This is a genomic window from Paenibacillus radicibacter (assembly GCF_024721995.1).
GTDB lineage: Bacteria > Bacillota > Bacilli > Paenibacillales > NBRC-103111 > Paenibacillus_AM > Paenibacillus_AM radicibacter.
In genome coordinates, this window is sequence record NZ_JANQBC010000003.1 from 449,610 (window position 1) to 473,829 (window position 24,220).

At 41.3% G+C, this 24,220-nt stretch carries 21 protein-coding genes; 9 read left to right on the plus strand and 12 right to left on the minus strand.

Annotated elements, in window-relative coordinates:
- Nucleotides 1-77: 77 nt before the first annotated feature.
- Nucleotides 78-1,460 (plus strand): aminotransferase-like domain-containing protein, encoded by a 1,383-nt coding sequence (locus NV379_RS09805; RefSeq protein ID WP_258207105.1) that lies wholly within the window; start codon nt 78-80, stop codon nt 1,458-1,460.
- 130 nt (nt 1,461-1,590) lie between these two features.
- Here the strand turns inward: NV379_RS09805 and NV379_RS09810 are convergent, their stop codons facing one another.
- From NV379_RS09810 to NV379_RS09820, 3 genes are read right to left on the minus strand one after another with little or no spacing between them, the layout of a single operon-like run.
- Nucleotides 1,591-1,956, minus strand: coding sequence for a GntR family transcriptional regulator (locus NV379_RS09810; RefSeq protein WP_258207106.1), 366 nt, complete (start codon nt 1,954-1,956; stop codon nt 1,591-1,593).
- Nucleotides 1,957-1,960: 4 nt separating this feature from the next.
- Nucleotides 1,961-2,617: an ABC-2 transporter permease gene (locus NV379_RS09815; protein WP_258207107.1), complete on the minus strand. Its 657-nt coding sequence runs from the start codon at nt 2,615-2,617 to the stop codon at nt 1,961-1,963.
- Nucleotides 2,610-3,464 carry an ABC transporter ATP-binding protein gene (locus NV379_RS09820; protein WP_258207108.1) on the minus strand — a complete coding sequence of 285 codons (855 nt, stop codon included), beginning with the start codon at nt 3,462-3,464 and terminating at the stop codon, nt 2,610-2,612. The genes NV379_RS09815 and NV379_RS09820 overlap by 8 nt, the downstream gene beginning before the upstream one ends.
- Before the next feature lie 193 nt (nt 3,465-3,657).
- On the opposite strand from NV379_RS09820, the gene NV379_RS09825 reads away from it, so the two are divergent.
- From NV379_RS09825 to NV379_RS09840, 4 genes are all read left to right on the plus strand, one after another.
- Nucleotides 3,658-4,350 carry a YetF domain-containing protein gene (locus NV379_RS09825; protein WP_258207109.1) on the plus strand — a complete coding sequence of 231 codons (693 nt, stop codon included), beginning with the start codon at nt 3,658-3,660 and terminating at the stop codon, nt 4,348-4,350.
- Between the two features lie 37 nt (nt 4,351-4,387).
- Nucleotides 4,388-5,209 carry a MerR family transcriptional regulator gene (locus tag NV379_RS09830; RefSeq protein WP_258207110.1) on the plus strand — a complete coding sequence of 274 codons (822 nt, stop codon included), beginning with the start codon at nt 4,388-4,390 and terminating at the stop codon, nt 5,207-5,209.
- 80 nt (nt 5,210-5,289) lie between these two features.
- Nucleotides 5,290-6,426 (plus strand): agmatine deiminase family protein, encoded by a 1,137-nt coding sequence (locus tag NV379_RS09835; protein WP_258207111.1) that lies wholly within the window; start codon nt 5,290-5,292, stop codon nt 6,424-6,426.
- Between the two features lie 243 nt (nt 6,427-6,669).
- Nucleotides 6,670-7,545 carry a hypothetical protein gene (locus tag NV379_RS09840; RefSeq protein WP_258207112.1) on the plus strand — a complete coding sequence of 292 codons (876 nt, stop codon included), beginning with the start codon at nt 6,670-6,672 and terminating at the stop codon, nt 7,543-7,545.
- A gap of 182 nt (nt 7,546-7,727) precedes the next feature.
- Here NV379_RS09840 and NV379_RS09845 read toward each other — a convergent pair whose 3' ends face one another.
- Nucleotides 7,728-8,105: a winged helix-turn-helix transcriptional regulator gene (locus NV379_RS09845; RefSeq protein ID WP_258207113.1), complete on the minus strand. Its 378-nt coding sequence runs from the start codon at nt 8,103-8,105 to the stop codon at nt 7,728-7,730.
- A 122-nt stretch (nt 8,106-8,227) separates the two neighbouring features.
- Between NV379_RS09845 and NV379_RS09850 the strand changes: the two genes are divergently transcribed.
- Together NV379_RS09850 and NV379_RS09855 are read left to right on the plus strand one after the other, a co-directional pair.
- Nucleotides 8,228-8,506, plus strand: a complete 279-nt coding sequence (locus NV379_RS09850) for an alcohol dehydrogenase catalytic domain-containing protein (RefSeq protein ID WP_258207114.1) — start codon at nt 8,228-8,230, stop codon at nt 8,504-8,506.
- Between the two features lie 117 nt (nt 8,507-8,623).
- Nucleotides 8,624-9,241, plus strand: coding sequence for a zinc-dependent alcohol dehydrogenase family protein (locus tag NV379_RS09855; protein WP_258207115.1), 618 nt, complete (start codon nt 8,624-8,626; stop codon nt 9,239-9,241).
- 154 nt (nt 9,242-9,395) lie between these two features.
- Here the strand turns inward: NV379_RS09855 and tgl are convergent, their stop codons facing one another.
- Nucleotides 9,396-10,208, minus strand: coding sequence for a spore coat transglutaminase TGL (gene tgl / locus NV379_RS09860; RefSeq protein ID WP_258207116.1), 813 nt, complete (start codon nt 10,206-10,208; stop codon nt 9,396-9,398).
- A gap of 257 nt (nt 10,209-10,465) precedes the next feature.
- On the opposite strand from tgl, the gene NV379_RS09865 reads away from it, so the two are divergent.
- On the plus strand, nt 10,466-11,557 hold the full coding sequence (locus NV379_RS09865; RefSeq protein WP_258207117.1) for a sensor domain-containing diguanylate cyclase: 1,092 nt from the start codon (nt 10,466-10,468) through the stop codon (nt 11,555-11,557).
- Nucleotides 11,558-11,640: 83 nt separating this feature from the next.
- Here NV379_RS09865 and NV379_RS09870 read toward each other — a convergent pair whose 3' ends face one another.
- The 4 genes from NV379_RS09870 to NV379_RS09885 all read right to left on the minus strand — a co-directional run bounded on the left by NV379_RS09870 (nt 11,641) and on the right by NV379_RS09885 (nt 17,770).
- On the minus strand, nt 11,641-12,207 hold the full coding sequence (locus NV379_RS09870) for an alpha/beta hydrolase (protein WP_258207118.1): 567 nt from the start codon (nt 12,205-12,207) through the stop codon (nt 11,641-11,643).
- A gap of 231 nt (nt 12,208-12,438) precedes the next feature.
- On the minus strand, nt 12,439-12,882 hold the full coding sequence (locus tag NV379_RS09875; protein ID WP_258207119.1) for a cell wall hydrolase: 444 nt from the start codon (nt 12,880-12,882) through the stop codon (nt 12,439-12,441).
- 234 nt (nt 12,883-13,116) lie between these two features.
- Nucleotides 13,117-15,720, minus strand: coding sequence for an S-layer homology domain-containing protein (locus NV379_RS09880; RefSeq protein WP_258207120.1), 2,604 nt, complete (start codon nt 15,718-15,720; stop codon nt 13,117-13,119).
- 310 nt (nt 15,721-16,030) lie between these two features.
- Nucleotides 16,031-17,770: an ABC-F family ATP-binding cassette domain-containing protein gene (locus NV379_RS09885; RefSeq protein WP_258207121.1), complete on the minus strand. Its 1,740-nt coding sequence runs from the start codon at nt 17,768-17,770 to the stop codon at nt 16,031-16,033.
- A 325-nt stretch (nt 17,771-18,095) separates the two neighbouring features.
- Here NV379_RS09885 and NV379_RS09890 point away from each other — a divergent pair, with 325 nt between their 5' ends.
- The gene (locus tag NV379_RS09890; protein ID WP_258207122.1) at nt 18,096-19,352 is read left to right on the plus strand and encodes a P1 family peptidase; all 1,257 of its coding nucleotides are present in this window, start codon (nt 18,096-18,098) and stop codon (nt 19,350-19,352) included.
- Nucleotides 19,353-19,544: 192 nt separating this feature from the next.
- Here the strand turns inward: NV379_RS09890 and NV379_RS09895 are convergent, their stop codons facing one another.
- The 3 genes from NV379_RS09895 to NV379_RS09905 form a co-directional block, all read right to left on the minus strand.
- Nucleotides 19,545-20,012, minus strand: coding sequence for a DUF8821 family protein (locus tag NV379_RS09895; RefSeq protein WP_258207123.1), 468 nt, complete (start codon nt 20,010-20,012; stop codon nt 19,545-19,547).
- Between the two features lie 141 nt (nt 20,013-20,153).
- Nucleotides 20,154-20,831, minus strand: coding sequence for a stalk domain-containing protein (locus NV379_RS09900; protein WP_258207124.1), 678 nt, complete (start codon nt 20,829-20,831; stop codon nt 20,154-20,156).
- A gap of 181 nt (nt 20,832-21,012) precedes the next feature.
- On the minus strand, nt 21,013-24,129 hold the full coding sequence (locus tag NV379_RS09905) for a DEAD/DEAH box helicase (RefSeq protein ID WP_258207125.1): 3,117 nt from the start codon (nt 24,127-24,129) through the stop codon (nt 21,013-21,015).
- Nucleotides 24,130-24,220: the final 91 nt, after the last annotated feature.

A 24,220-nucleotide genomic window follows, 5' to 3' on the forward strand; every position in this document is an offset into this window, starting at 1 on the left:
TAGTATAATGGTTACAGTTATATGTGAATATTCAATTAATTATAGACTATACCCATACAGATCGGAGTGGAACGGTCATGAAATTTGAGAATGTAAAAGAGAGTCTGAAACAACAGATTAACAGTGGAGTAATCCGACCAGGGGGTAAATTACCGTCCATTCGAGAACTTAGTCTAGAGTGGAAGTGCAGTAAAAACACAATAATTCGAGCTATTGATGAATTGGAAAAAGAACATCTTATTTATTCCGTACCGAAGAGTGGCCACTACGTCATTGTTCGTTCCTCCAAGTCTGAGAATCAACCGGACGGGCAGATTGATTTTACCGCGGCTGCTCCCGATCCTGGTATCATCCCCTATGAAGAAATCCAACATGGATTGAATCGGGCGGTACAGCTATACGGAGATCATCTTTTTACATACAGCGATCCGCTTGGATTCCTATCTCTACGCCAGTCTATATCCCAGCACCTAACAGCCTCTCAAGTTTTTGCTGGACCTGAACGGATTTGCATTGTCTCTGGCGCTCATCAAGCGCTTCACTTGCTTACCCTTATGCCATTCCCGAATGGGAAATCTGTCATTTTGGTCGAACAACCGTGTTATGCTGGAATGCTCAAATTATTGAGCCTCCTAGGCGTAACTACATTAGGAATTACCCGAACGGAATCAGGTATTGATCTTGAGGAACTAGAACGACATTTCCGGAATAACTCTATCAAGTTTTTTTATACAGTCCCTCGTTACCACAATCCACTCGGAACCAGCTTGTCACGTCGTGAGAAAGAAGCAATCGCGGCACTTGCGGACAAATATGATGTGTATATTGTAGAAGACGACTATCTCGCGGATTTAGAAACAGACAGTAAAGCTGATCCAATCTGCAGCTACGATTATTCGGGTCGCGTTATCTATATCCGAAGTTTTTCCAAAATCATGCTACCCGGCCTGCGAATCGGTGCAGCTGTACTCCCCGCAGCCTTAATCACATTGTTCCGAATGTATAAGTCGTCGAGCGATTTAAGCACAACCGCCCTTTCACAAGCCGCTTTAGAGATTCATCTAAGTAGTGGTTTATTTGGGCGCCATGCCGCCATGGTGAGAGAACGCTATGGAATTCGAATGAAGGTTTTACAAGAAGCATGTGCCCGATATTTGAACGAGGGCTTCCGTCTAAGTAAGTCAGCTGGGGGGATATTTGCCCAACTTGAGCTCCCCCATCATCTGGCTGCAGAGGAGTTAACCGCGACCCTTCGTCAGAAGAACGTGCATGTCTTCCCTACAATGAATTATTACCTTCCTAGTGTGGAAAGCACAAACAGCTTGCGCCTCAGTATTATTCGCACGAATGAACAAGAGATTGAGGATGGCATCCAGATCATCCGTCAGACAGCTGACGAGCTAATGATTCAAAGAAGTTCAAATCAATTTAGCCGATCACCAGCCTTTAGTTGGATTTAAAAAGATACCTACAGCGATTGTTCGTGAGTTTTCGGTCGAAGAGGGCCTTATGGATGTAAGTGAAGTAACATTTCATTGCTAATTAGCTTGATCATGCCAAACAAGAAGAGGTTACTACTCTGCTTCTTTGTTAATAAATCTTTTTCAACAGCTCCATCACTTCATCCATCGTAAGGCCAAACGATTTGTAGTAGGATGTATCGTTTTCCATTTGCTTTAGGATCATTTCGTTGCGTATTTGCAGGATCTTATCTGACGAGAATTCGGCTACAAAACATCCTTTGCCTGTTACCGTATTGATCAATCCGCTTCGTTCGAGCTCTTCCCAAGCTTTCTTGACAGTAATGACACTCACCCCAAGCTCCAGAGCAGCCTGACGAATAGGTGGTAAACAATAGCCGCTTTCCAACTCGCCTTTTAGAATCTGGGCGCTGATTTGTTCGACAAGCTGCTGATAAATTGGTTTTTCAGATGCATTCGAGATTGATACATTCATAATTTCATAATATCTCCACTTTTAAGAATCGTCTCACCGCAATCCGGTAGGCAAGCATGGTGAATGCGATGAATACCACAATGCCTACGATCAGAATGGATAGTTGAAGTGCTGTATTGTTAGCACCAGAACCATTGAAGATATCGTACACCCATGGGCTCTGGATGCCAACCCATTGGGCTACTCCGGCAAAAATCATTGCGCCCACAATCGATGCAGCCGTTGCCCCACCATACTTATACGCTGTCTTGTAATACATGGATATAAATATGATGTTGAAGATCGCGAGCATGACGAAGCACAGTCCCCAAAAACCTAAATGCGGTGAGAAGAAATAGTAAGTTAGATACGGATATAAACGAAGCGTAATCAGCCCATAGATCAGTGCAGTGACAAGATGCAATAATTCCAAAATGACAATCACAGTCACCCTTGCTTTTACGATATCTTTTTTGGTTACAGGCATCATCGTGGTGAACATTAAATCGTTCTGCGTTTTGAATCCACCAAAAATATTCGGTATCGTGATCCAGCAAAAATACAGAGGGACGAGAAAATAAAGCCAACTCGGAACAAGCATTAAGGCGCTTATTACGAACGGAAATAACAAGAACCAAGGGTTTATTCCTAGTCTCAAATCCTTCATTACCAAGTTATACATGCATATCCTCCTTTTTCGCAAAATATATCATAATCTCCTCAAGACTCGGCGTGGTAGCTTTGATATTCGAGAATGAATCAAAATCTTTGCTATGGATCAATCCTGTAAAACCAAATGAATTGATTTTGTAGGAAATCATCTGTTCCTTCACAAGATCTAACTGGCTCTGGCTGCCACTAAGTAATCGATAGGACTCCATAAAATCATGTTTCTCAGAGCTGGCGACGATCTGCCCGTTCTCGATGAAGGTAATATAATCAGCAACTTTCTCCAAGTCCGATGTAATGTGCGTAGAGAAAAGAATGCTGATCTCACCATCAAGGACTAGCTCTTGAAAAATATCTAATAGATCGTCTCTAGCGACCGGATCAAGCCCGCTTGTCGGTTCATCCAGGATAAGCACCTTCGCGCCGTGGGACAGAGCAAGGGCCAAGCTGTACTTTACTTTCATACCTGTAGACATTTCGGCGATTTTTTTGTTTTCATCCAATTTGAAACGTTTAAGATAGTTACGATAGGTCTCGTCATTCCAATTCGCGTAGAACTTCTTAATGACATCGGTCAACGTCTTCATCTTGTTGCGCGTATAAAAGTCGACACCACCGAATGCGTAGCCGATTTCTTGTTTCAATTCGATTTCGTGTTCGGCGATGTTCTTACCCAGAATACATACCTCACCGCTATCGATATGAATCATTCTTAAGATGGATCTGATCGTGGTTGTTTTCCCTGCTCCATTGGCACCAATAAAGCCCATAATATAACCCTTCTCCAGTTGAAATGATACGTCTTTCAACTGAAAATTAGGGTATTTCTTATTTAAGTTTCGGATATCTAATGCCAGCATACCGTACCTCCTCATCAAATTGTGCATGTTGTGCATACACAATTTACCACAAGGGAAATAATGGAGTCAACAGAATTTGCCTAATTTTTAGAAAATTTTATCAAGCACTCAAACGTGCCATTTATCAGCGACTGAATAGTCGATGGAAATGAAGGCTAACTTAACACTATCTGTTAGGCAAGGAGCTTGGCACATGACGTATGGAGAAATTTTATTTCGCACAGCAATTTCCTTCGTGACTCTGCTCATTTTGACGCGTCTGCTCGGCAAAAAACAAGTCGGACATCTAACGTTTTTCAATTATGTAACAGGGATCACCTTCGGTTCCACCACTGCCGAGATTATCGTCAACAATCACATCACGCTACTACAAGGAATATCTAGCTTGGTTCTATGGTCGTTCATGGCGTTCATCATCGCATTGACCGGACTACGCTCCGTTAGAACACGTGAGATTCTTGACGGCCAACCTACGATTCTTATCAAGCAGGGAAAGATACTTGAAAGTGCGCTAGCCAAGCAGCACCTTAACATCGACGATTTAAGCATGCTGCTTCGCAACAAGGATGTTTTCTCACCTGAAGATGTCGAATTTGCAATTCTGGAACCTGACGGTCAGCTCAGTGTACTCAAAAAAGAAGAACTACTACCTGCAACAAAAAAAGATATACACGCATCTGTTACACCTGTTCACAGAATCCCAACTGAGCTTGTCGTTGATGGTAAAATCGTAGAGAAGAATTTAATTAAAATAGATGTCTCCGCTGTCTGGCTCAACCAACAATTAAAGAAAGCCGGTATTCATTCTTTGGATCAAGTATTTTACGCAGAAATTCAATTAGACGGGACCCTATATATCGACAAATACCAAGATTCAATCTCATAATATGATAGTGAAATACCATACGAAGGAAGCGAAAGCTATGTACACAATCAGTAGATTTTCACAGCTATGCAAAATGAGTGCACGCATGCTACGACACTACGATAAGGAAAACCTCTTAAAACCCTTACATGTAGATACAACGAACGGGTATAGATATTATGGGAGGGATCAATTAGAAACCGCCATACAGATCAAGAAATTGAAAGAATATAAATTCTCACTTCAGGAAATTAGCGTGATCCTTCAAACATCGGACAAGGAATCCATATCCCATTTGATTCATTCAAAAATTGCTGAATTATCCAATGAGGTCAATAGTTATAAACAAATTATTTTTGAAATGCAAGAATTGATTGAAGATAAGAATGTTTTCGCATCTGTAGATAGAAGGTCTTATGATATCCTGCTCGGCATGCGAAAAGAGACATGTGTCCTGAGTCAAAGAATGAAGATGAATCTGGATCACATGGACGAACATATTGACTCTATATACGAAAAAGCTGAGAAGAGTAACATTCACTTAACTAGTGTGATGTCCGCTACATTTTTTGATGAAGAATTTAACCCTGATAACAGTGATATTGAATTGATGATCCCAGTTGTATATCGAAAAGATGAAGATGTTTCGACTCACTGGCAAATTAAAATACTCCCCGAACAATTCATAGCTACAACCTTGCACATCGGAAGTTATGACTATATCGGATACGCGCATATGGCGCTTGAAGAATGGATAGATATCAATGGATATGAATGGAGTGGAGCACCTTATGAAACCTACTTGAAAGGATCCGAAAGTGATTGTCCCGAGGATGAGTATGTGACACAAATCTGTTTTCCTATCACTAAAAAAATTTGAGCATAATCGCTTGACCTTAACACGATGTCAAAGCTTATTCTACTTCATGAGAGATCAACTAACACTAAGGAGAATTGGATATGAATAAGGTGATTACATCGTGCACGGCGGCTTTATTATCGGCTGGAATCTTACTGGGGTGCACAGAGGGTAAAGCGTCAGAGGGACAGAACATGATCACACAAAATGCAGGATACACCATGCCTGATGAGAGTAGCAAACATGAAGGGACTTGGCTGCAATGGCCACATAATTACACCTATGGGTATGGTCATAAAGAAAATCTTGAATCCATTTGGACCCAGATGGCAAGTGCCCTAAGTGTTGGAGAGAATGTCCATATTATCGCATACAATAAAGCCGAAAAAGACTATATTTATGATCTTCTATATGACGAGGGTGTAAATATGGACAAAATCGACTTTTATATTGTGCCGACGGATGATGTATGGGCTAGAGATACAGCCCCTATTTTTGTATACGATAAAGATAATAATCTTAAATTAATGGACTGGGGCTTTAATGGATGGGGCAAGAAAACGCCGTATAAAAAAGATGCCGCCATTGCAAGCAAACTAAGCAAACAGTTAGGTATGGAACGAATTAATTTAACGGATGTCGTACTTGAAGGCGGCGCATTTGAATTAGATGGCAATGGTACATTCTTATCGACACGTAGCGCTGTTACGAACAAGAATAGAAATCCTAAACTCTCTGAAGCAGATATTGAGAAAGTAATAGGAAAAAATCTTGGAGCTACGAATTTTATTTGGTTAGATGGTGTGCGAGGTCTGGATATTACCGATTTCCATATTGATGGTTTCGCTAAGTTCCATAATAAATCCACGCTTATTACGATGAATAAAGAGGATTTAGAAGAATGGGGTGTCACAAATAAAGACATTAACACACTGTTAAACGCAAAGGATGCCTCAGGCAAACCTTACCAGATTGTGAATTTACCAATAACCCGTAACAATGTCGTGCTCGATAACGGAAAAAAATTGGGGTATAGAGGTTCATATATCAACTACTACATTGGAAATAACGTGGTTTTGGTTCCGAATTATAACGATCCTAATGACAAAATAGCCAATGATGCCATCCAGAAACTATACCCTGATCGTAAGGTGATTGGAATCGATGTAAGAGAGCTTTATAAGGATGGCGGTATGATTCATTGTGTTACCCAACAACAACCCATAAATTTAAAATAACTAGCAAGACTTATCGCCCGCTTTAGCAATGAAACTTTGCTATGCGGGCTTTTTTTAGCGAGGTATCGCCTTCTAACTCATAAAAATGTATATTTTCTCGGGGTATTTACAGCGGACATCATGTATATGGTAAAATATGGGTTAATAACTTATGGGGATGAGGGTGAGTATGGATAAATATTGTTCGGGGACTCCCTCTCTACTGTTCAAGGTAGGGAAGCCCTCCTTGGGAGGGTCGCTCCGATGAGGAATGCTGCGAAGGGACAGCAAGAACACATCGAGATGCTGCCGCTGTTCTCAACCACGGATAAGAACGGACGGATGACTGGGCTGCCGCCAGGTCGTCGCGTAGGACGCACGGATCCGCTGTTACCATGGCTACTCGCATCCGTTGCACTATGGGCGCTGACAGGTTCTGTGCCGTTCGGTGCTCTACTCGGCCTGGCTCCGACACCGTCTATCAACATGTTCCTCGGCCATCCGGTCACGGTGGTCATTGCCGTGGTGCTGTTGTTTGTCTCTATCAGTGCTACAGGCGGATTATACTCGCGAGCCAATGAGCAGTTCGGACAATCCAGAGTCGCCGGTCTGTTCGCGGCGCTAGCAATCGCAGGCGGACTCACTATAACCGCGGGAGTTCTCCTACTCTGGACGTTAATAAGAAATCCATCGCGCCCCTTCAACCTCGAAGCCCTAGCGACATCACCGACGATCCCACTAGAGCTTGGCGCAGTCGTCGGAGCTATCTTCGCTCTTTGGGGTGCCATCACGCTCCTGCGTTTACCCAGCTCAATCTCCCACGCTAAGCGGCTTCAGGCAGACATTGAGCGTCTACGCTTAGAGGGATTCCCATTCTCCGGAACTCTGACAGTCCTGAACTTATCAAACCAATGGCTCTTCAATCTCCCGATTTTTACAATAGAGGTAAGTTACTTCGTTGATGGTACTCTACGTATCATTTCAGCACATATGCGTACCAGCGCCGACCGCGTCCCCCTCGTCGGCTCGCGCATGCTCGTTCTGACCGATGATCGTGGCAGTACTCACGTAGAGCTAGACTCATCCATTGGAGCAATATTCGATCCGGACGTAAGCAAGTACGCCGCACCGGACGGTTAGTGGCACCAATGACTGCTTCTCTCAATCACTCCCATCTAATCTATTTAACTCTTTATATTTGCTAGTGACTCACCCATATGAAGAGTTTTTAATTAATACTACAAGAGCCCAGACAAATAAGAGCTTCTTCGTTACTACTACGAAGAAGCTCTTTTGTTTAGGTGTTAATGATCGATTATTTTCTATTCCACCAACAGTACGGGCTGACTTTCGTATACTTCTCTTGACTTCAGTACATTGTCGTAATGAACGGAAGCCCATTCCTTCAGCATTTTCATGATGGGAATAAGAGACTCCCCCAATGAGGTTAGTGAATATTCAGTTATTGGTGGAATCGCAGGCGTAAGCTTTCGTCTGACGATGCCATCGCGCTCCAATTGCTTTAAGGTTTGAGTTAGCATTTTCTGCGAGATGCCCTCAATGCGCTTCTTGATCTCTCCGTAGCGAATGGTGCCATCCTCCATCGCATAGATAACAAGCGCGGTCCACTTGTTCGATATCACATCGAGAACATGACTATAGCTGCATGCCTCAAGAGATATATCCGGCTTTTCCCCCATAGCCAGCTGCTCCTCTCTTCGTACGCACCTTTTCGTTCGTATGCTACTTTAAAGTGCCGTCTTACTTCATATTAGTATGCGAACTATACTGTGTCTATATCAAATGAAGGAGCGTGTTATAAATGAAAGCATACGTACTGCAAGGTGGCTTTGGACTCGATTACGTGCACGAGGTTGAACGGGATATCCCATCCCCTGGCCCTGGCCAGGTTCTAATTCGGATGAAGGCCGTCTCTCTGAACGCCCGCGATATCGGAATCATCAATGGATTCTATGAACCAAATCGTACAGCCCCGTTAATACCGGTATCCGATGGAGTTGGAGAAGTTGTTGCCTTAGGGGATCACACCAATAAGTTCAAAATTGGTGAACGCGTCAGCCCCATATTTACGCAGAGTTGAAAGAGCGGCGAACCTACACAAGACAACTGGACAACCACGCTTGGCAGTCCGCTCGACGGTCTGCTCGCCCAATATGTGGTGATTGCCGAAGACGGACTAGTCCGAGTGCCCGAACATTTGACTGACATAGAGGCAGCAACGTTAGCTTGCGCTGCTCTCACGGCTTGGCATGCGATTTCGGAGGAAGGACGGGTAAGGGCTGGAGACACGGTCGTTGTTCAGGGTACTGGCGGCGTGTCCCTGTTCGCACTTCAATTCGCGAAACTTCTAGGCGCTCAGGTCATCGTCACTTCCAGCAGTGACGAAAAGCTGGAACGCGCGAAGGTACTCGGAGCCGACTTCGGTATCAACTATCGAACAAATCCGGATTGGGATAAAGCTGTCCTCGCCTACACCCATGGTCGAGGAGCGGATCACATCGTCGATCTTGGCGGAGGTTCCACGCTTAATCGTTCAATTACAGCCTTGAAGGTCGGCGGCCAGATCAGTATCGTCGGTCTCTTGTCGGGCTCCGAAGTCGAGGGGTTTGCCATCGTCCCCGCGATTCTACGTAAAGCCAAACTCCAAGCCATCAATGTCGGCAGCCGGGAAATGTTCGAACGTATGAATCGTGCCATAGAGCTGCACTCCCTGCGACCGGTCATCGATAGAACGTTCCCCTTCGAGCAATCTCTCGATGCCCTTCGATACTTGGCAAAAGGTAGTACATTCGGGAAGATTGCCATCGTATTTTAAGGAGTAATGCAAATAGAGTTACATCACATCATCCAAGAAAAGCTGCTACCGATCTATATCAGAATAAAGAGCAAGCGAGTGCTTGGCACTACGCATTGCTCTTTTCATGTAACTTGTATCCATCCATACTATTTCCATGGTTAGTTGTCTTCGGTCAGCCAACATAACGTTGGCTTCCAATCTGGGCAACGATTCGTGGTGGAATGATCATCGGCATTCCAGAAAACTGATCTCTTGCTGTCAGACGACGAATATCATTGAAGTCAGGATGGGAAGCCTTCTCGGTCAAGTAAGCCGACACGGTGCTGCCTGGTTTTCTAGTCGCATTTAAAGCAGATATAATTTCTTGCCCCGATTTGATCCCGATACCATGCCCATAATAAAGATCGTCTCCCATCTTGATGACGTTCTCTCCTTGCCATTCAGGTCTTTCCGGGTCGTGATCTGGATTGGAAAAATAGAGGATATCTCCAGGGTAAGACGTATTTCCTTCCTCATAAATGAGCCGAAGGTGTTTATCATGATGCCCGTCGTAAAGCAACAAGTCGGGAAAGTTAGCATTAAACGCTGTGTCTCCAATAGCTTCGATAATAGCCTTGTACATGACAATTACCATCGCAGTGGCGCATTCAAAAGCATACTCTGATCCATTGTCATAGATATCGCGAATAGCACTTGCTGGAGATACTCCAGGATTTAATTGAAATCCGCCCGCATCGTTCCGAGTCCAGAAGCGATTGTTGCAACGGGAATCTTTGAAAGTAGCAAACTCTGCCCCACTCGCGTTTAGCCCCTGCGCAGCCTCCACGATCAAGCTTCTCAGCTTCAACTCAAAGCGTAAATCTGCTTCCGACGCGTATTGGTATTTGGTCGCACTCTGCTGCTTCTGTTGCAATATATCCTGTTCCAGCATGGACATTGTCGTTGTATCAATTGGAGGATTGCTGTGGCCATCAATAACAATCATTTCCTCATCCCCTTTCTAATTTCCTCTTCATCACCTTTCTATAGTCTACGAGCATCACCTGATGAAGGTGCCTATAGGATTTAAATCGTTGTTATAAAGCTAGCGCTACTTATCTGAGTGAGCTTGTCACTTGGTTAATATGAAGATTGTCTCTAACCGAAGTTTGGAGTTCTGCTGACAAACTTATTTAAAAATGCTAGCATATTACCTAATGATGGAAGGTAGATTACTAGATAAAGCATGGGGGAAATAGAACGATGTTTAAGAACCGTCACTTTAAAGTCATAATGGAAGTCCAACAGCAGATGCTGTTATCTAACTTCGATTTGAAATTGTTTATGCAGACGATCTGCGATCGGATGTGCCTATTAACCGATGCCGACGGTTCTACTATCGAGATGCTGGCGGGAGATGAAATGGTTTATGCCGCCGTCAGCGGCACCTTACAACCTCATCTGGGAATTCGTTTAAATAAGAATGGAAGTTTGTCCGGTTTGTGCGTAACGGAGAAGGAAATCTTATATTCCCCAGATACGCAAGCGGATGATCGCGTCAACAAGGAAGCGACTAAGAAAGTCGGCGCGCGGTGCATGGTCTGCGTCCCTCTATTTGAATCTAATAACGCCGTCGGCGTGTTGAAAGTCATCTCCGACCGTCCCGATGCTTTTTCCAGTCGCGATATCGAGACCTTACAGTTGTTATCACTCGCCTTAGGCTCCGAGCTAGGCAAGCAAATCAACTACGATGATAAAATTCGAATTCTGAACGATTATGAGCAACTACTCGTTCAATTAAGAGCCGAAATTGTAAGACGCGAGAAATTAGAGAGCGAGCTTATTCAATTAACAGAGCGAGACATTTTGACGGGACTCCTAAATCGTAGAGGATTTAGTGAGCGAATCCAAGACTGGATTAAACGTGCTAATCGAGAAGAAGGTTTATTCGGGGTGTTCTACCTTGATTTAAATAAATTCAAACACTGCAACGATACTTATGGACATGAAATCGGTGATCTTGTGCTTGTAGAATTCGCGAATCGCATCAGGAATGCGGTTAGCCAATCCGATTTAATTGCACGCGTAGGTGGCGATGAGTTCGTAGTGGCGGCATGGCTTGAGAACGACTACGACAGCTTGATACATGTTGCCACGCGTTTAATCGAGCAACTAGAGTTGCCAATGACCATTAAGGAGCTTCAACTTTTGATGTCTACCAGCGTCGGTTGTACACTATGGGCACAGGGCATGACGGAGCTCGAACTCATACGTGCAGCGGACCAATCGATGTATCTCGCCAAATCCAATGGCACTAACCGGATTGCGGTTAATGGCGAGCTCTTGAACTTATAACTGCACGACTTATCGCCCACATTAGCAATGAAAGAATGCTTATGCGGGCATTTTTCGTTGTGTATGATACTTCAGGTTTAGTTTTAAATGACCTTTTCTACAAATTTTAATATCGATTCTATAATAATATCTGGTCGATCAAGATGTATCGAATGGCTTGCTTCTTGTACAAATAACAACTCACTATGATTGGATAGATTTAGCTGGTCTATAATAAGCTCTTGCCATTTTTCCTCAAGTAATCTTATCTCCCTCTCTGGTAAACCATCTTCAATCCCTAATTGGATGTTAAATTCTTTGTCACGACCAATAACGAATAATGGTGTATTGGGGAATCTCCCTAGCTTTTTAATTATTTCAGCATCTCTTTGCCAATTGTTGATCTCTGAATACATTGCCTTATATATGGACGGTTTTAACTGAAAGTCAATTAAACGTTGTCGTATGTAATTGGGAAAATGCTTACTTTTTTCTGTGAAAATAGGATTTATTACTTTTCTAATTTCTTCTTGAGACAGTAATGAATAATCTTTGCATTTATCCAACCATGCCTTATCATCGGATTCTGCATTTAAGATCGCTAAATCTAACTCATCTAAAACCTTCAGATCTTCTGAAGTGGAGTCAACCAATACTAGTCCTGCAACCATGCTAGGGAATAGTTTAACAAAATGCTGCGCACATATTGATTAATATCGCTCATCCCTTTTTATTATTTTTGAAAATAGACTGATAATACCTATATTTCCTATTATATCCTAAACAACCCAGAGCTTCACACATCAAAATTTCCACTATCATCAATAATAAAAAGCCATCGATATTCATCGATGACCCTTCTGGTGAATTCAACTATCGTTCCCGTCCGTAACAAGCTTCCTTTAATACAATCCATATACTTCTTCACATTCTTTAGCGGTCGGTTCATAAAAACAATGCTTCTTCCATCGTCCTGCGAACGGCTGATTGTACCAAGTTGGCGGACATGGTCCAGGATTTTCGAAACTCCCTGGACGGAAATACCATAGGGAGAATTTGCTTGGCCAATCTCGCTCCCCGTCCACAACCCGCTTTGCCAGACGGCGTTCCCTTTCTCTTGCATTTTGATAGTACAAGCCATGGTGCAACGCTTCGAACGCATGCGGCTGGTTGATCATTTGGGGAATCGTTCGGATATCTTTAAAATCAGAGCAATTCGCCCTTATTCGGTTAATGCCAACATTCCCAACAAGGAGCATGCCCTTCTCACCTTCGGTCTCAGCTTCAGCTCGAAGCAACCTTGCCAACATATCAATATCCTTTTTCCTGGATTTCACGACTGCCATTGGCTCACCTCTTTTGACTTTTAAGCTCATCATATTGCAGGTGAAGTGGTTGTGTGTCTTGATAACAAAATGCAGGATATCCTGACTGGACACCCTGCAAAATGGAAGTCACCACAACAAACCATTTATACAGGAGAACCCAACAAGAGCTGCCTTACAGGTAGAATGATCTTGTTATTGTCAAAAATAAAGACGTGTGAGGCATATACACCCACACGCCAACGTCTTTACTATTTATTTTTTAAATAAGAATTTAAGACTTGGGTCTAATTCTAATACATGCATGATCATTGTAAGAGCTTCTCCTCGGGTAGCATTGGATTGTGGTGCAAAGTGATCGGTTGACTGACCATTTACGAGCCCCATAGAAGCAGCAGCCTTAATCTGCTCTTCATTCCAGATCTCATCTATATCTTTGAAAATATCCTGGCTAGGCGCTGTCTTGAGAACTACTAATTTAGAAATAATTGAAATTATTTCAGCTCTAGTGATTGGACTGTCAGGTTTAAATGTCCCATCTTCGTATCCTGAGATAATGCCATTAGAGGACAATGCGGTAACTGCTTCTTCAGACCAATGGCCTTTAACATCCAATAATTCAGTATAAGCAGCGCTACTTAGTCCAAACACTCTATAAATAATAGCAGCAAACTCTCCTCGCGTTATACTGTCATTAGGCCGAAATGTTCCATCCTCGTATCCTTTTACAACTCCAAGTTTAGTAAATAACTTAACCGTATTAGCTGCCCAGTGGGAGTCCGTGTCATTAAAGTGTATAGCCGCCGCCTTGCTGTCTTCTAATTTCTTAGTGATTTCTGAGACAGCCTTTGCCCATTTAACAACTGGGGTGAAGATTAGAGAATTATCCGCTGGGGACTCTAATACAGTAATCACTTTACTACCCCGAACTTGAGTTCCATCTGTCGATGAAGCGACTACGGTTACAGTCCCATTCGCAACACCTGTTAACAAACCAGAAGAACTAATTGTCGCCATGCCCGTACCTGGATTTACAGTCCAAACCACGTGGCTATTAGTCGCCGTATTGGGCAGAACTGATGCAACTAAGCTAAGCGTACTCCCCTTGTAAACCGAATTGGACGATGAATTCACACTCACACTCGTTACTGGGATAGTAGTAATGTTGTCGTTAAAATAATTATTGTCGATGAAGCTGCTCGGATTCGTAATAGTAAGATTAACATAATCAATAATAGCTGGATTACCTGAATACTTAGCTTGTACTTTTACAGTACCTGACTGCAGAGCTGTGATTACCCCATTATGAATGGAAACTTTAGAAGGATCATTAGCCGCCCAAGTAATTTGAGAAGTAATATCTTGTGTAGTCGTATCACTCATAGTAGCAGTAGCTACTACGGTAAAAGTATCCCCAACCCGCATTGTTCCAGTATGTTTGTCTAAAGACATAGAAGTTACTGTTGCAATTGGAGGGATGATTGCAAGCGTCTTAAAGTTTACCTCACTTCCATAGCTTGTGCCTACGCTGTTCGTTGCAAATGCGCGGACGTAATAGGTCGTTCCTGCTGTAAGTCCGGAAAGATTCGTTGTGTAGCTCCCGGTCGTGCCAGCAACACCAATCTTCATATCCGCTATTGTCGGATTACTGCTCGTAGAGTAAACAATCCCACGTTCGGTTACTGCCGCACCACCATCACTGGTTACACTCCCGCCTACCTCTACTGAGGTTGAAGTAACACTTGTTACCGGATTCGTTGTTATCGTTGCTAAGCTGTTTGGCAACCTTGTCGTAAAGCTTACATTATCCCCGTAGCTTGTCCCTACGCTGTTTGTCGCATATGCGCGGACGTAATAGGTAGTTGCTGCTGTAAGTCCAGTCAGATTCACTGTGTAGCTCCCGGTCGTGCCGGTACTAATTTTCTTTGTGCTTGCTGTTGTTGGATTACTGCTCGTTGAATACACAATTCCACGTTCAGTTATCACCGTACCACCATCACTGGTTACACTCCCGCCAACCTCTGCTGAGGTTGAAGTAACACTTGTTACCAGATTCGTTAATACCCTTGCTACGTTATATAGCAACGGTGTCGTAAAGCTTACCTCATTTCCATAGCTTGTGCCTACGCTGTTCGTTGCATATGCGCGGACGTAATAAGTCGTTCCTGGTGTAAGAACAAGCATTGTCGTCGCTGTGTAGCTCCCGGTTGTGCCAGCAAAGATTGTTTTTAAAATAAATGTTGTTTTTGTTGGATTGCTGCTCGTAGATAACACAATTCCGCGTTCGGTTATCACCGTACCGCCATCACTGGTTACATTCCCTCCTACGACTGCTGAGGTTGAGGTAACATTTGTTACCGCATTCGTTGATACCACCGCATAACGAGCATCGATGAGCAGCCCTGTCGTACTGCCTACTCCATTTAATGTTAAATTGGCATCCGTATTTTGGGCATCTCTAATCGTACCTCCATTGAGAACTAATGGCCTGATGGCTATACCGTCCAAGTCAAAATCACCCTGTTGAATCGTGTAACGAAATGTCAGCACGCTGGTTCCTGAGCCAGAGGTGTAAGCGGCTCCAACCTGTTTGCTTCCGATTGTGAGACCAATAGCTGGCGTACCACCCGTAGTATCCACATTAACTGGCTGATCAAAATTAACCGCAAAGACGAGAGCACTCCCTACCCCATAGGTCCCATTCGCTGGCACGCTTACTGAACTAATATACGGAGTGCCTGCAGCCAATGCTGTCGGAACTAACGGATAGCTAAATAAGCTGAATACAATAGAAATACTAAGCATTACCGCTAACATTTTGGCGTACTTATTCTTAATCTGTTTATACAATTCATTCACCTCTACCTTAGATGTTCATTGAAACAAGCCATCTCTCATCTAAATATGAAAATTCTGATATTTTCTTCGATTAAACTATTATAAATAATAAAATTTTTGTGAGATAGTGACTGTTGTCATTTTTTTATCATATGACAAGAGCTGAGAGTTTCACCTGGTTAACCGTATGCGAACCAAATTGGTTGATTGGCGCTACTACGGATGGTTCCTGTACTTAGCTATAACGACAAAGAGCCATCCTTATACGGATGACCCCCCCTTTTAATCTTACTCTATTCAACTATCATTTTTGAGAAAATTGGTCAATAATTTAAAGCAACTTAATCAGCTCTTCTAGCTCATCAACCAAACCTTTTGCAGATTCAAAATCCGTATCTTTTAAAGCCAATTCAATTTTCATCTCAACTGACTTTTTGTTTTGTTCATTTTCTAGATAGTTTTTATCAAAATGACTCGCATAAATCTTCTGTTTAAACTTTTTCATACGCATGGTTCTAATCTTCTTATCGTCAATGATTAGAACATAATCCATCCCATTTACAACCGAATAGAAATCATGCGAAATCATGATGATCGCACCTTTATAGTCTTGAATGGCTTTCTCCAGTGCGATTTGTGTATACGTGTCCAAATGGCTTGTCGGTTCATCTAGAAGTAATACGTCGGCTTTACTGGTAGCAACTTTAGCCAATTGCAGCAGATTCTTTTCCCCGCCAGATAAAGATCCTATCTTCTGATTAACGATTTCACCTTCAAAGCCATAGTTGGAAAGATGCGACCTAGCCTCATCATATGTTTTAACTCCAGCATCCATGAATTCTTCAAGTATGGTATTCGAATCATTCAGCACTTCACCTTGATTCTGAGATAAATAAGCCACTTTAGCATCGGCATTGATTTGAATGGAATCATTATTATTTTTAAAAATATCTCGAAGTAACGTCGTTTTCCCCGTACCGTTCGGACCAATAATCGCTACTTTATCCGTAGATTTAATCTCAAAGTTAACATCGTCTAACAGCAACTCATCAAAGGAAACACTGTAATTACTAACATTCACAACAGTGGTGTCTTCCATTTCTTTTTCCATATCAAAGCTGATAGTCGGTTGCTTAATCTCAACGAATGGCGCTTTAATTCTGCGCGCTTCCAATCTCTCTTGAAACCTAACTCTAGCTTTTAACGCTCTGCCTCTAGAGGCTTCCGAATTATACGTTGCAACCGCTCTAAGATTATCGATAACGCTATCGTATCTCTCAATTTCTTCTTGTTCAGCGACTGCGATTTCTTGCATCTCAATTTTTGTCTGAAGTAATGAGAAATTATAATCAATATATCGCCCATCAAACTCTTGGAGCTCCTTGTTCTCAAGGTGAATAATTTTGTTGAAACAATGGTTTAATAGGTAGCGATTGTGCGTAACAACCAGCAGAATTCCTTTGTGCGAATTAATAAGATTCTTAAGCGCATTTAGATTTTCAAAGTCTAGGAATACGTCCGGTTCGTCCATAATCATGACGTCTGGACTACTCAACATTTCCTTCATCACTTGAATAAGCTTGAATTCCCCGCCGCTCAGAGCCGATACCTTAAGATCTTTAAGCTTTGTTAAATTTGCTAGATTTAGTTTCTTATTGATGTTGCTTTCATAATCAGCCCCGCCGATCGCATCAAATGCATCTAAAGCAACTTGATACTTTTCCAATAGCGACTCAATGTCCGATGATGTTTCCATCTCCGTACAAATTGCTGTTATTTCATTCTCTATCTTAATAAAATGTTCCCCTATATATTCAAAAACAGTTGTTTCACTCGTGTTGTCTAGTTGAGAGAATTGACTGACATACCCAATTTTGCAAGTCGGGTCTATTTCAAGCTTACCCTCGAACAAATATTTTTCAGGATCCATCAATATATCTATTAATGTACTTTTCCCATTACCACTTGTTCCGATAAAAGCACAATGTTGTGCCTCTTCAAGCGTAAATGAAATGTTAGTATATAATTCTTTTTGCGGGAATGAGAAGGATAAGTTATCAACTTTTATCATCGTATTACCTTCCTTTATAACTAAATTAGGGACTATTATTAGGTGTACTGCAGAACATAGATTTTGAGTGTAACACTGTTTACAACCAACATCAATCTATTGGAAACCGGTCCCTTGAGGGTGAAAGTGCATTGCTTCTCCTGGCGAATAGCCTAACTATTCCATTTCATTCAAGTTGTACAATAATAACTTCTCGTTATTTCTGGTGCGGTTTGATTTGTAGTTTTTTTCAAAATGTGCGAATGACCACTCGTTTTGCCTATTCCATACAAAGGGGCTGACATACCCTTTAAATATACCTAATTAGGTAAGAGGAGGGGCTCACTTGCGTCATCCAAAGCAAATAAAAGGCGTCACAAATTTGAACGCTGCCATACAAGACCTGCGAAGAACCAAGACATCTTCACGACATCGCAAGACTAGGCTTGCTGTGAAAAACCTTCGATTATCTCCGTTTGACATACGTAAAACATACCGTATTTTATACAATGCAAATGCTTTTTATCGAAGAAAAGCCATTAAGAAAAATAGCTCAAAAGCCCTCTGCCTGCGGATTGGCCCTAGTACAGATCGCTTGATTGGAGAACATTCGTTAATCAAACTTAAAGGCGGACTGACAAATGTCCCCGGCATTCTTGTTGGCCATGCGGAGGATAAAAACCATCGTACGGGTTGCACCGTGGTATTGTGCCCAAAAGGGGCTGTCCCCGGAGTAGATGTTCGAGGAGGATTTCCTGGAACGGTTCAAACTGATGCGATTCGCCCAGGTACAGCCACAGATGTTGTACAAGGAATTCTCCTCACTGGCGGCAGTAATTTCGGTCTTGCTGCGGCTGCAGGCGTAATGAACTGGCTTGCCGAACATGGTTACGGTGCTCAAACTGAGGCAGGACCACTTCCTAAGGTCCCAGGGGCAGTCATCTTCGATCTGATTTATGCAAAAGGCTCCCGCAGACCGGATGCTGCGATGGGTTATGCCGCCAGCCAAGAGGCAAATTCCGGACCGGTAGCTGAAGGAAATGTGGGGGCAGGTGCGGGGGCAACTGTAGGTAAAATTTACGGTCGGCCAATGAAAGGCGGCGTAGGGACTTCTGCATGGAAAATCCCTGGCGGACCTATTGTTGCGGCGCTAGCAGTAGTTAACGCAGTCGGAGATATTTGGAATCAGGATCATATCATTGCCGGGGCGCTAGAGCCCAATGGCAAATTCGTTAACCAGACTCGTGCCATCTTGGAAGGTATCCCCCCTGGTCCTATCCAGGATCGGAATACGACAATCGTCGTAATCGCTACGACAGCTAAATTAACCAAGGCTGAAGCAGGACGTGTTGCAACTCTAGCTCATGATGGAATGGCTCGTGCCATCTCACCTGTACACATTCAAGCGGACGGCGATACAGTATTCTGCATTGCCACCGGTACCGATACGAGCGGATTAATAGGGGATGCAGCCGTTACCGCAGTTGGCACCACCGCTGCGGTCGTACTGGAAGAAGCCATTGTGAGAGGAGTAAAAGCGGCAGAGAGGGAATTAATGAAACCACGCAATCAATCGCCAGAAGCGCATAGCCGAAAGCGTTAAAGTTATTATTCTAAAAGACAATATTAGCTCAAAGGGTTCAATATCGTCTTCGACGAAACGGTAGAACACACGATATTTAGCCTAGTCCGAAAAACTTACCGAAACTTATGATAATGTTCCCCTTAATGACCATACCAACGAAAAGACAAAGGAGCTTGCCGTAGCAGCTCCCTTTTGATTTTGCTTATTATATTAATATTCACCTTTGATAACAAAAAATGTGCCACGAATTGTTCCCGCTAGTTTAGACTTTTGTCTAGCAAACTTAAACTTCTTCTCTTCTAGTTCCTTCGGTACCTCCATCCCTTCAGAAAGCTTAAAACCTACGGCCCGCTTCTTAGGGTTATCAACCGTATACAAGACGTTGACCCCTAGACCATCCTCATAAAAGACAAAGGTCCAGTCTATATTTTCCACCTGAAGACGCGCCGTTTCCAACGGTTTGGCTGCAAACTCAAGACCGCGTTCCTCTTTCAAAATTCGATTCACATAATCCAAGGTCTCCTTGCTTTCACTAGCGGGTACAACCGTAAATTCATGCTTGTATTTATTCATGAAGTAACGAGCTTCATTCGCACGTAAACCAGCAAGCGCATCTGCTACAGGTGAAGACTCTAAACCACTCAAAGACACATTTTTGAAATCAACGATATAGGACATTTCCATCTCTCCTTAAGAAATATTCTTCTTCATCATAGAATGGCTTTTAATCAAACTTCACTTTTATTGAAAGATAACGCACCTCATTTGTGGTTGTTGTTTTTTTCTAGGTAAGTACTTCGTGTCATTGTTATATGACTATTACCAATTAATTCCCCAAGTTTTATTTTTATCTGCTTTAAAATATTCATCGAGTATATTTTGTGGAATAAATTTTTTTAAATAGGCCATATCAACAAAATTTCCTATATATGCCGGTATGTCATCAGGTTCAATCACCTCAACACCCACTGTATAATCATACATAACGCCTTTATAACTTAAATAATTTACGTAAGTTTTTCCATCATTTAGTATTCTGTAGCCACTTGCCAATTGATAGTTTTTAGAATTACTATCTACTAAATAATTTGATTTCGTTGACATGAAAATTTCAAATTTAAGTAAATTAATCAATTCAATTCCTTTTGCCTTGTAATTATCAATTAGTTTTTGAACTTTGGCATCTTGGTCTTTTTTATATTGTTCTGCTTGTTGTTGTGGTGTCAATTCTTCAGTTGCTTGACCAATTTCTACACGATATAGTTGGTCATTCCACTTCACCGGTTTGCCAAGAGCCTCACCGATAGCCTTAAGTGGTAAGTATGTATTACCTTGATAGTTCAAAGCAGGCAATTCGTTAGATTTAAACTCCTTACCATTTACAAGAATCGGATAATCGATTTTTGTCAAAATATACTCTTTAATTGTATCTGCATAAGCAGAAGTCGTTAAAGTCACTGCACTACCTATTACAACTCCAATCAAAACTTTTTTCATGCTATTCTCCCCTTAAATTAGTGTGAATTATTATTTGTTAAATAATACCACGCTTAACTAATATGGGTCTATACTCCCATTTTCTGTGTCGAAATTTTAGGTAAAACCCGTTTAGTTGACCCTGAGCACAGCTTCATTTCCAAAAAACACTCTACCAAATGGGAAAAACTATCATCCCCTCTTAAGCATCATCCCAGACCTCATCATTGTTATAGTCATTTATAATTGAAATCGTTTTATTTGCCACTTCACTACCGAGTGAGGCGTACAATTTCTTATCGCCAATAACATAAAATTCTTCTTTAGCTCGTGTTGCTGCAACATTCATCATATTTGGATCAGAGACAGCCCATCTTGCCGCCCCACTGCTATCAGAGTCAGCTCCAAGAACAAAGTAGACAATTTTGGCCTCTTTGCCTTGAAAAGTATGGACAGTTCCAATATTCGTTGTTTTCCCATTTTCTCGTTTTGTAAAGTTAATTCCATCTAGGACTTGTGCAAGTTTATAAGCCACATTTCTAAATGGGGTGATAACATAAATCTCATCCGCTAAACTCCGATCTTGTTGCAAACGTTTATCAATAATACTTTTCAGTAAGTCAGCTTGTTCTTTCACAAATTTGTCATTTGCTCTTCCGGTTGAATCATACCACTGTGATTTTCCTTGTGACTCATCTTCTGATTTACCTTGTACCATCCACCCGTCATACGATATTTCGTTTGAAATCGTGAACATCGGATAGTTCGAGCGTCTGTGTACCCAAAGGGGTATGCCAATCCATTCATCCTCATTTTTTTGGAAACCATACTGACTTGTGGCATCCACAATGGTTTGAGTAGACGCATTAGCAGAGACAAATTTTTCATCGACTTTGTAATATCTTCCGATCAAGGTCAAAACATTTGAATTTAGTGTCATCACCGGTTTTATTTGTGATGGATCCCCAACAACCATAACCTTTTTGCTTCTAAAGATCGCACCAACACTAGCTTGTGGTAGTGCTTGACCAGCCTCGTCTATGAATAGATTTCCTATTGAGTTTTCATTAAGATTTTTAAACATTCTACCAAAACTAGCAAAAGTAGTGCTGACAACAGGGATAGTGAAATTCAACCATTGCCATGATTCTGAAATTAACTGATGTCCATTCACTTTTCCAATGTGTTCAGACTGACTACTCCAAATAATCCTCGCGGCTTTCAAACTCCTTCTGTTTTCATACAGGAATTGCTTTCTAACTTTTAAGGCTGAAATAAACAACTCTGATTGTAATTTACGGAATTGCACTGTAAACCATGGATTAGACTTTTGAAGCTCAGTATATGATAATAAAAAATCTAGTTCCTTAATGCCACTTAGAGATTTGTTTTTTTCCAGAAATGAAATTTCTTCTTCCAATTTTTTTAAATGATTTTGTCGATTGGTTATCCATCGATCGAATTCAGCTTTAGTGTCCTGAATTTGTTTTTGAGCTTTCTCACTTTTCTTAGCATTTTCCCTTATGCCATTTTCTAGTTGACTACGGTTATTCAGCAATTTAGTTTTTTGTTCAAATAGATAATTTAAATGATCATTCAATTCATTCAAATTTTTAAAATACAGCTCAACTTTTTGTTTATTAAATAATTTCTGAAACCACAAAAAACTTGGCTTTTGTGAAGCGACTACATCATAATTCCTTTCAACTTGAGCTTGAACATTAATTGAATTTTCTATCTGAGTGGAAAAATTAACTACATCTTTTTGAAGATCCACACGTTCTTGTCTCAGCCTTTCAAATTCACGTTTCACTTCTTCCTCCTGTAAAATTAAACCTGTACGTTTCTTTTTTTCTTCTTGTTCAAATGCAATAGTTTGCTCCTTATGTTCTCTTTTTAATTTTCGAAGAGAATACATTTGCTTGCTATATTCTTGCATTTTTTCTCTTTCTGTTTTTAATCCATCATAGAGACGGGAGAATTCTTGATATAAACTTTCATCTGTATTCGCTTGATAATCAACTTCTAAATTTTTTTCAATTGCTTCAATATTTAAAAGTAACTTGTTAATATTTGTTGAAGCTCCACCTTCTAACGAGAATACACCCCAATTTTCCTCATTTAAAAACTCACTTTTAATCTCACGATTCTTTCCGAAGCCTTTAACGGTTAAATCAGAATTAGATATATCTTTGAAATAATCTACTTCATCTAATTGCTTTTGAAAATCGTCAGCAATCGTTTCTTTCTTTGGCAACTCCCTAACAATGTTTTGGACTGCTCCATTGTTTGAACTTGCAACAACAATATTTTTATCTGAAATGGAAGGCGGTAAAACACCAATTTTAGCACTTTCCCAATAAACTAAACTCCCTTTAATCCTTTTATTAGAAAGCTGCACAATTTCGGCTGCCTGTTGTACCACTAAATCAGCAAAAATATCTTTTAACAGTGTTGTTTTCCCTGTTCCTGGCGGACCATTGACACTACGAATCTCATTTTTGTCGTTTAAAGCTAAATTCACCGCAACCTGTTGCATGAATGAAAGCGCAAAACTGGGGTTACTTGGGAACCGTCCCAACGGATAGTATTTAGGTTGTAAAATTGTTGTCTCAAAAATTTGTGGGTTAAAATGATCGGACTCTTTATTACCATCTAGATTTTGTATAAATCCAGAAAATCCATCAAAATATCGATCCAAGTTTTTATTTGTAATTATCTTTGCTTTGTTCAGGTCATCAATAAAGAACGAATGTAAATTTACATCTCCATTGTCCAAATTTTTTACAAATGCATAGCGGAAATTTTCTACAGATACATGATACTTTTGAAAAAGCTCAGAAATGGTGGAGTTAAATTCCTCATCAAACTTGCTGTTCAAATCTTCTCTAAATGCATTTTCAACTTTTGAAATATCTTCAGGTAAATCACCATGTTGGCGGATGTAACCGCTCATTGTAAAAAACAATTTGTCTGCTATAAAATTTAATTCATTATCAAAATAAATTGAGAAGGTAAATTTGTCAGATGTACTAACTTCATCGTAGGCTTCAGGGATCTTGTATTTTCCCCTCAATAGATCAACAACTTCTTGAAAATCAAAAATATTAAAATATAATACTACTCCAGACTTCTTAAAAGACATATCTGATATATTTTGTTGTTCTTTTTGTTTAGTTAAAAAGTCTAAGAAAAACTTATTCCAGTCTTCTTCCATTGTATGTAGGGGCTTTAGTGATTTGTCTTTTCTTTTAATAGAACCTTCGGATAGCTGCTCAATCGTAATCCAAGCATTTAAAATATCGTTCCTTTTGTTCATAGTCTCCCCCTATTACCCTCTGTATTTATATATTATAGCGCTCTCATACTATTATCTGAATATATAAGGAAAAGCCCTACAACCAGGAAAT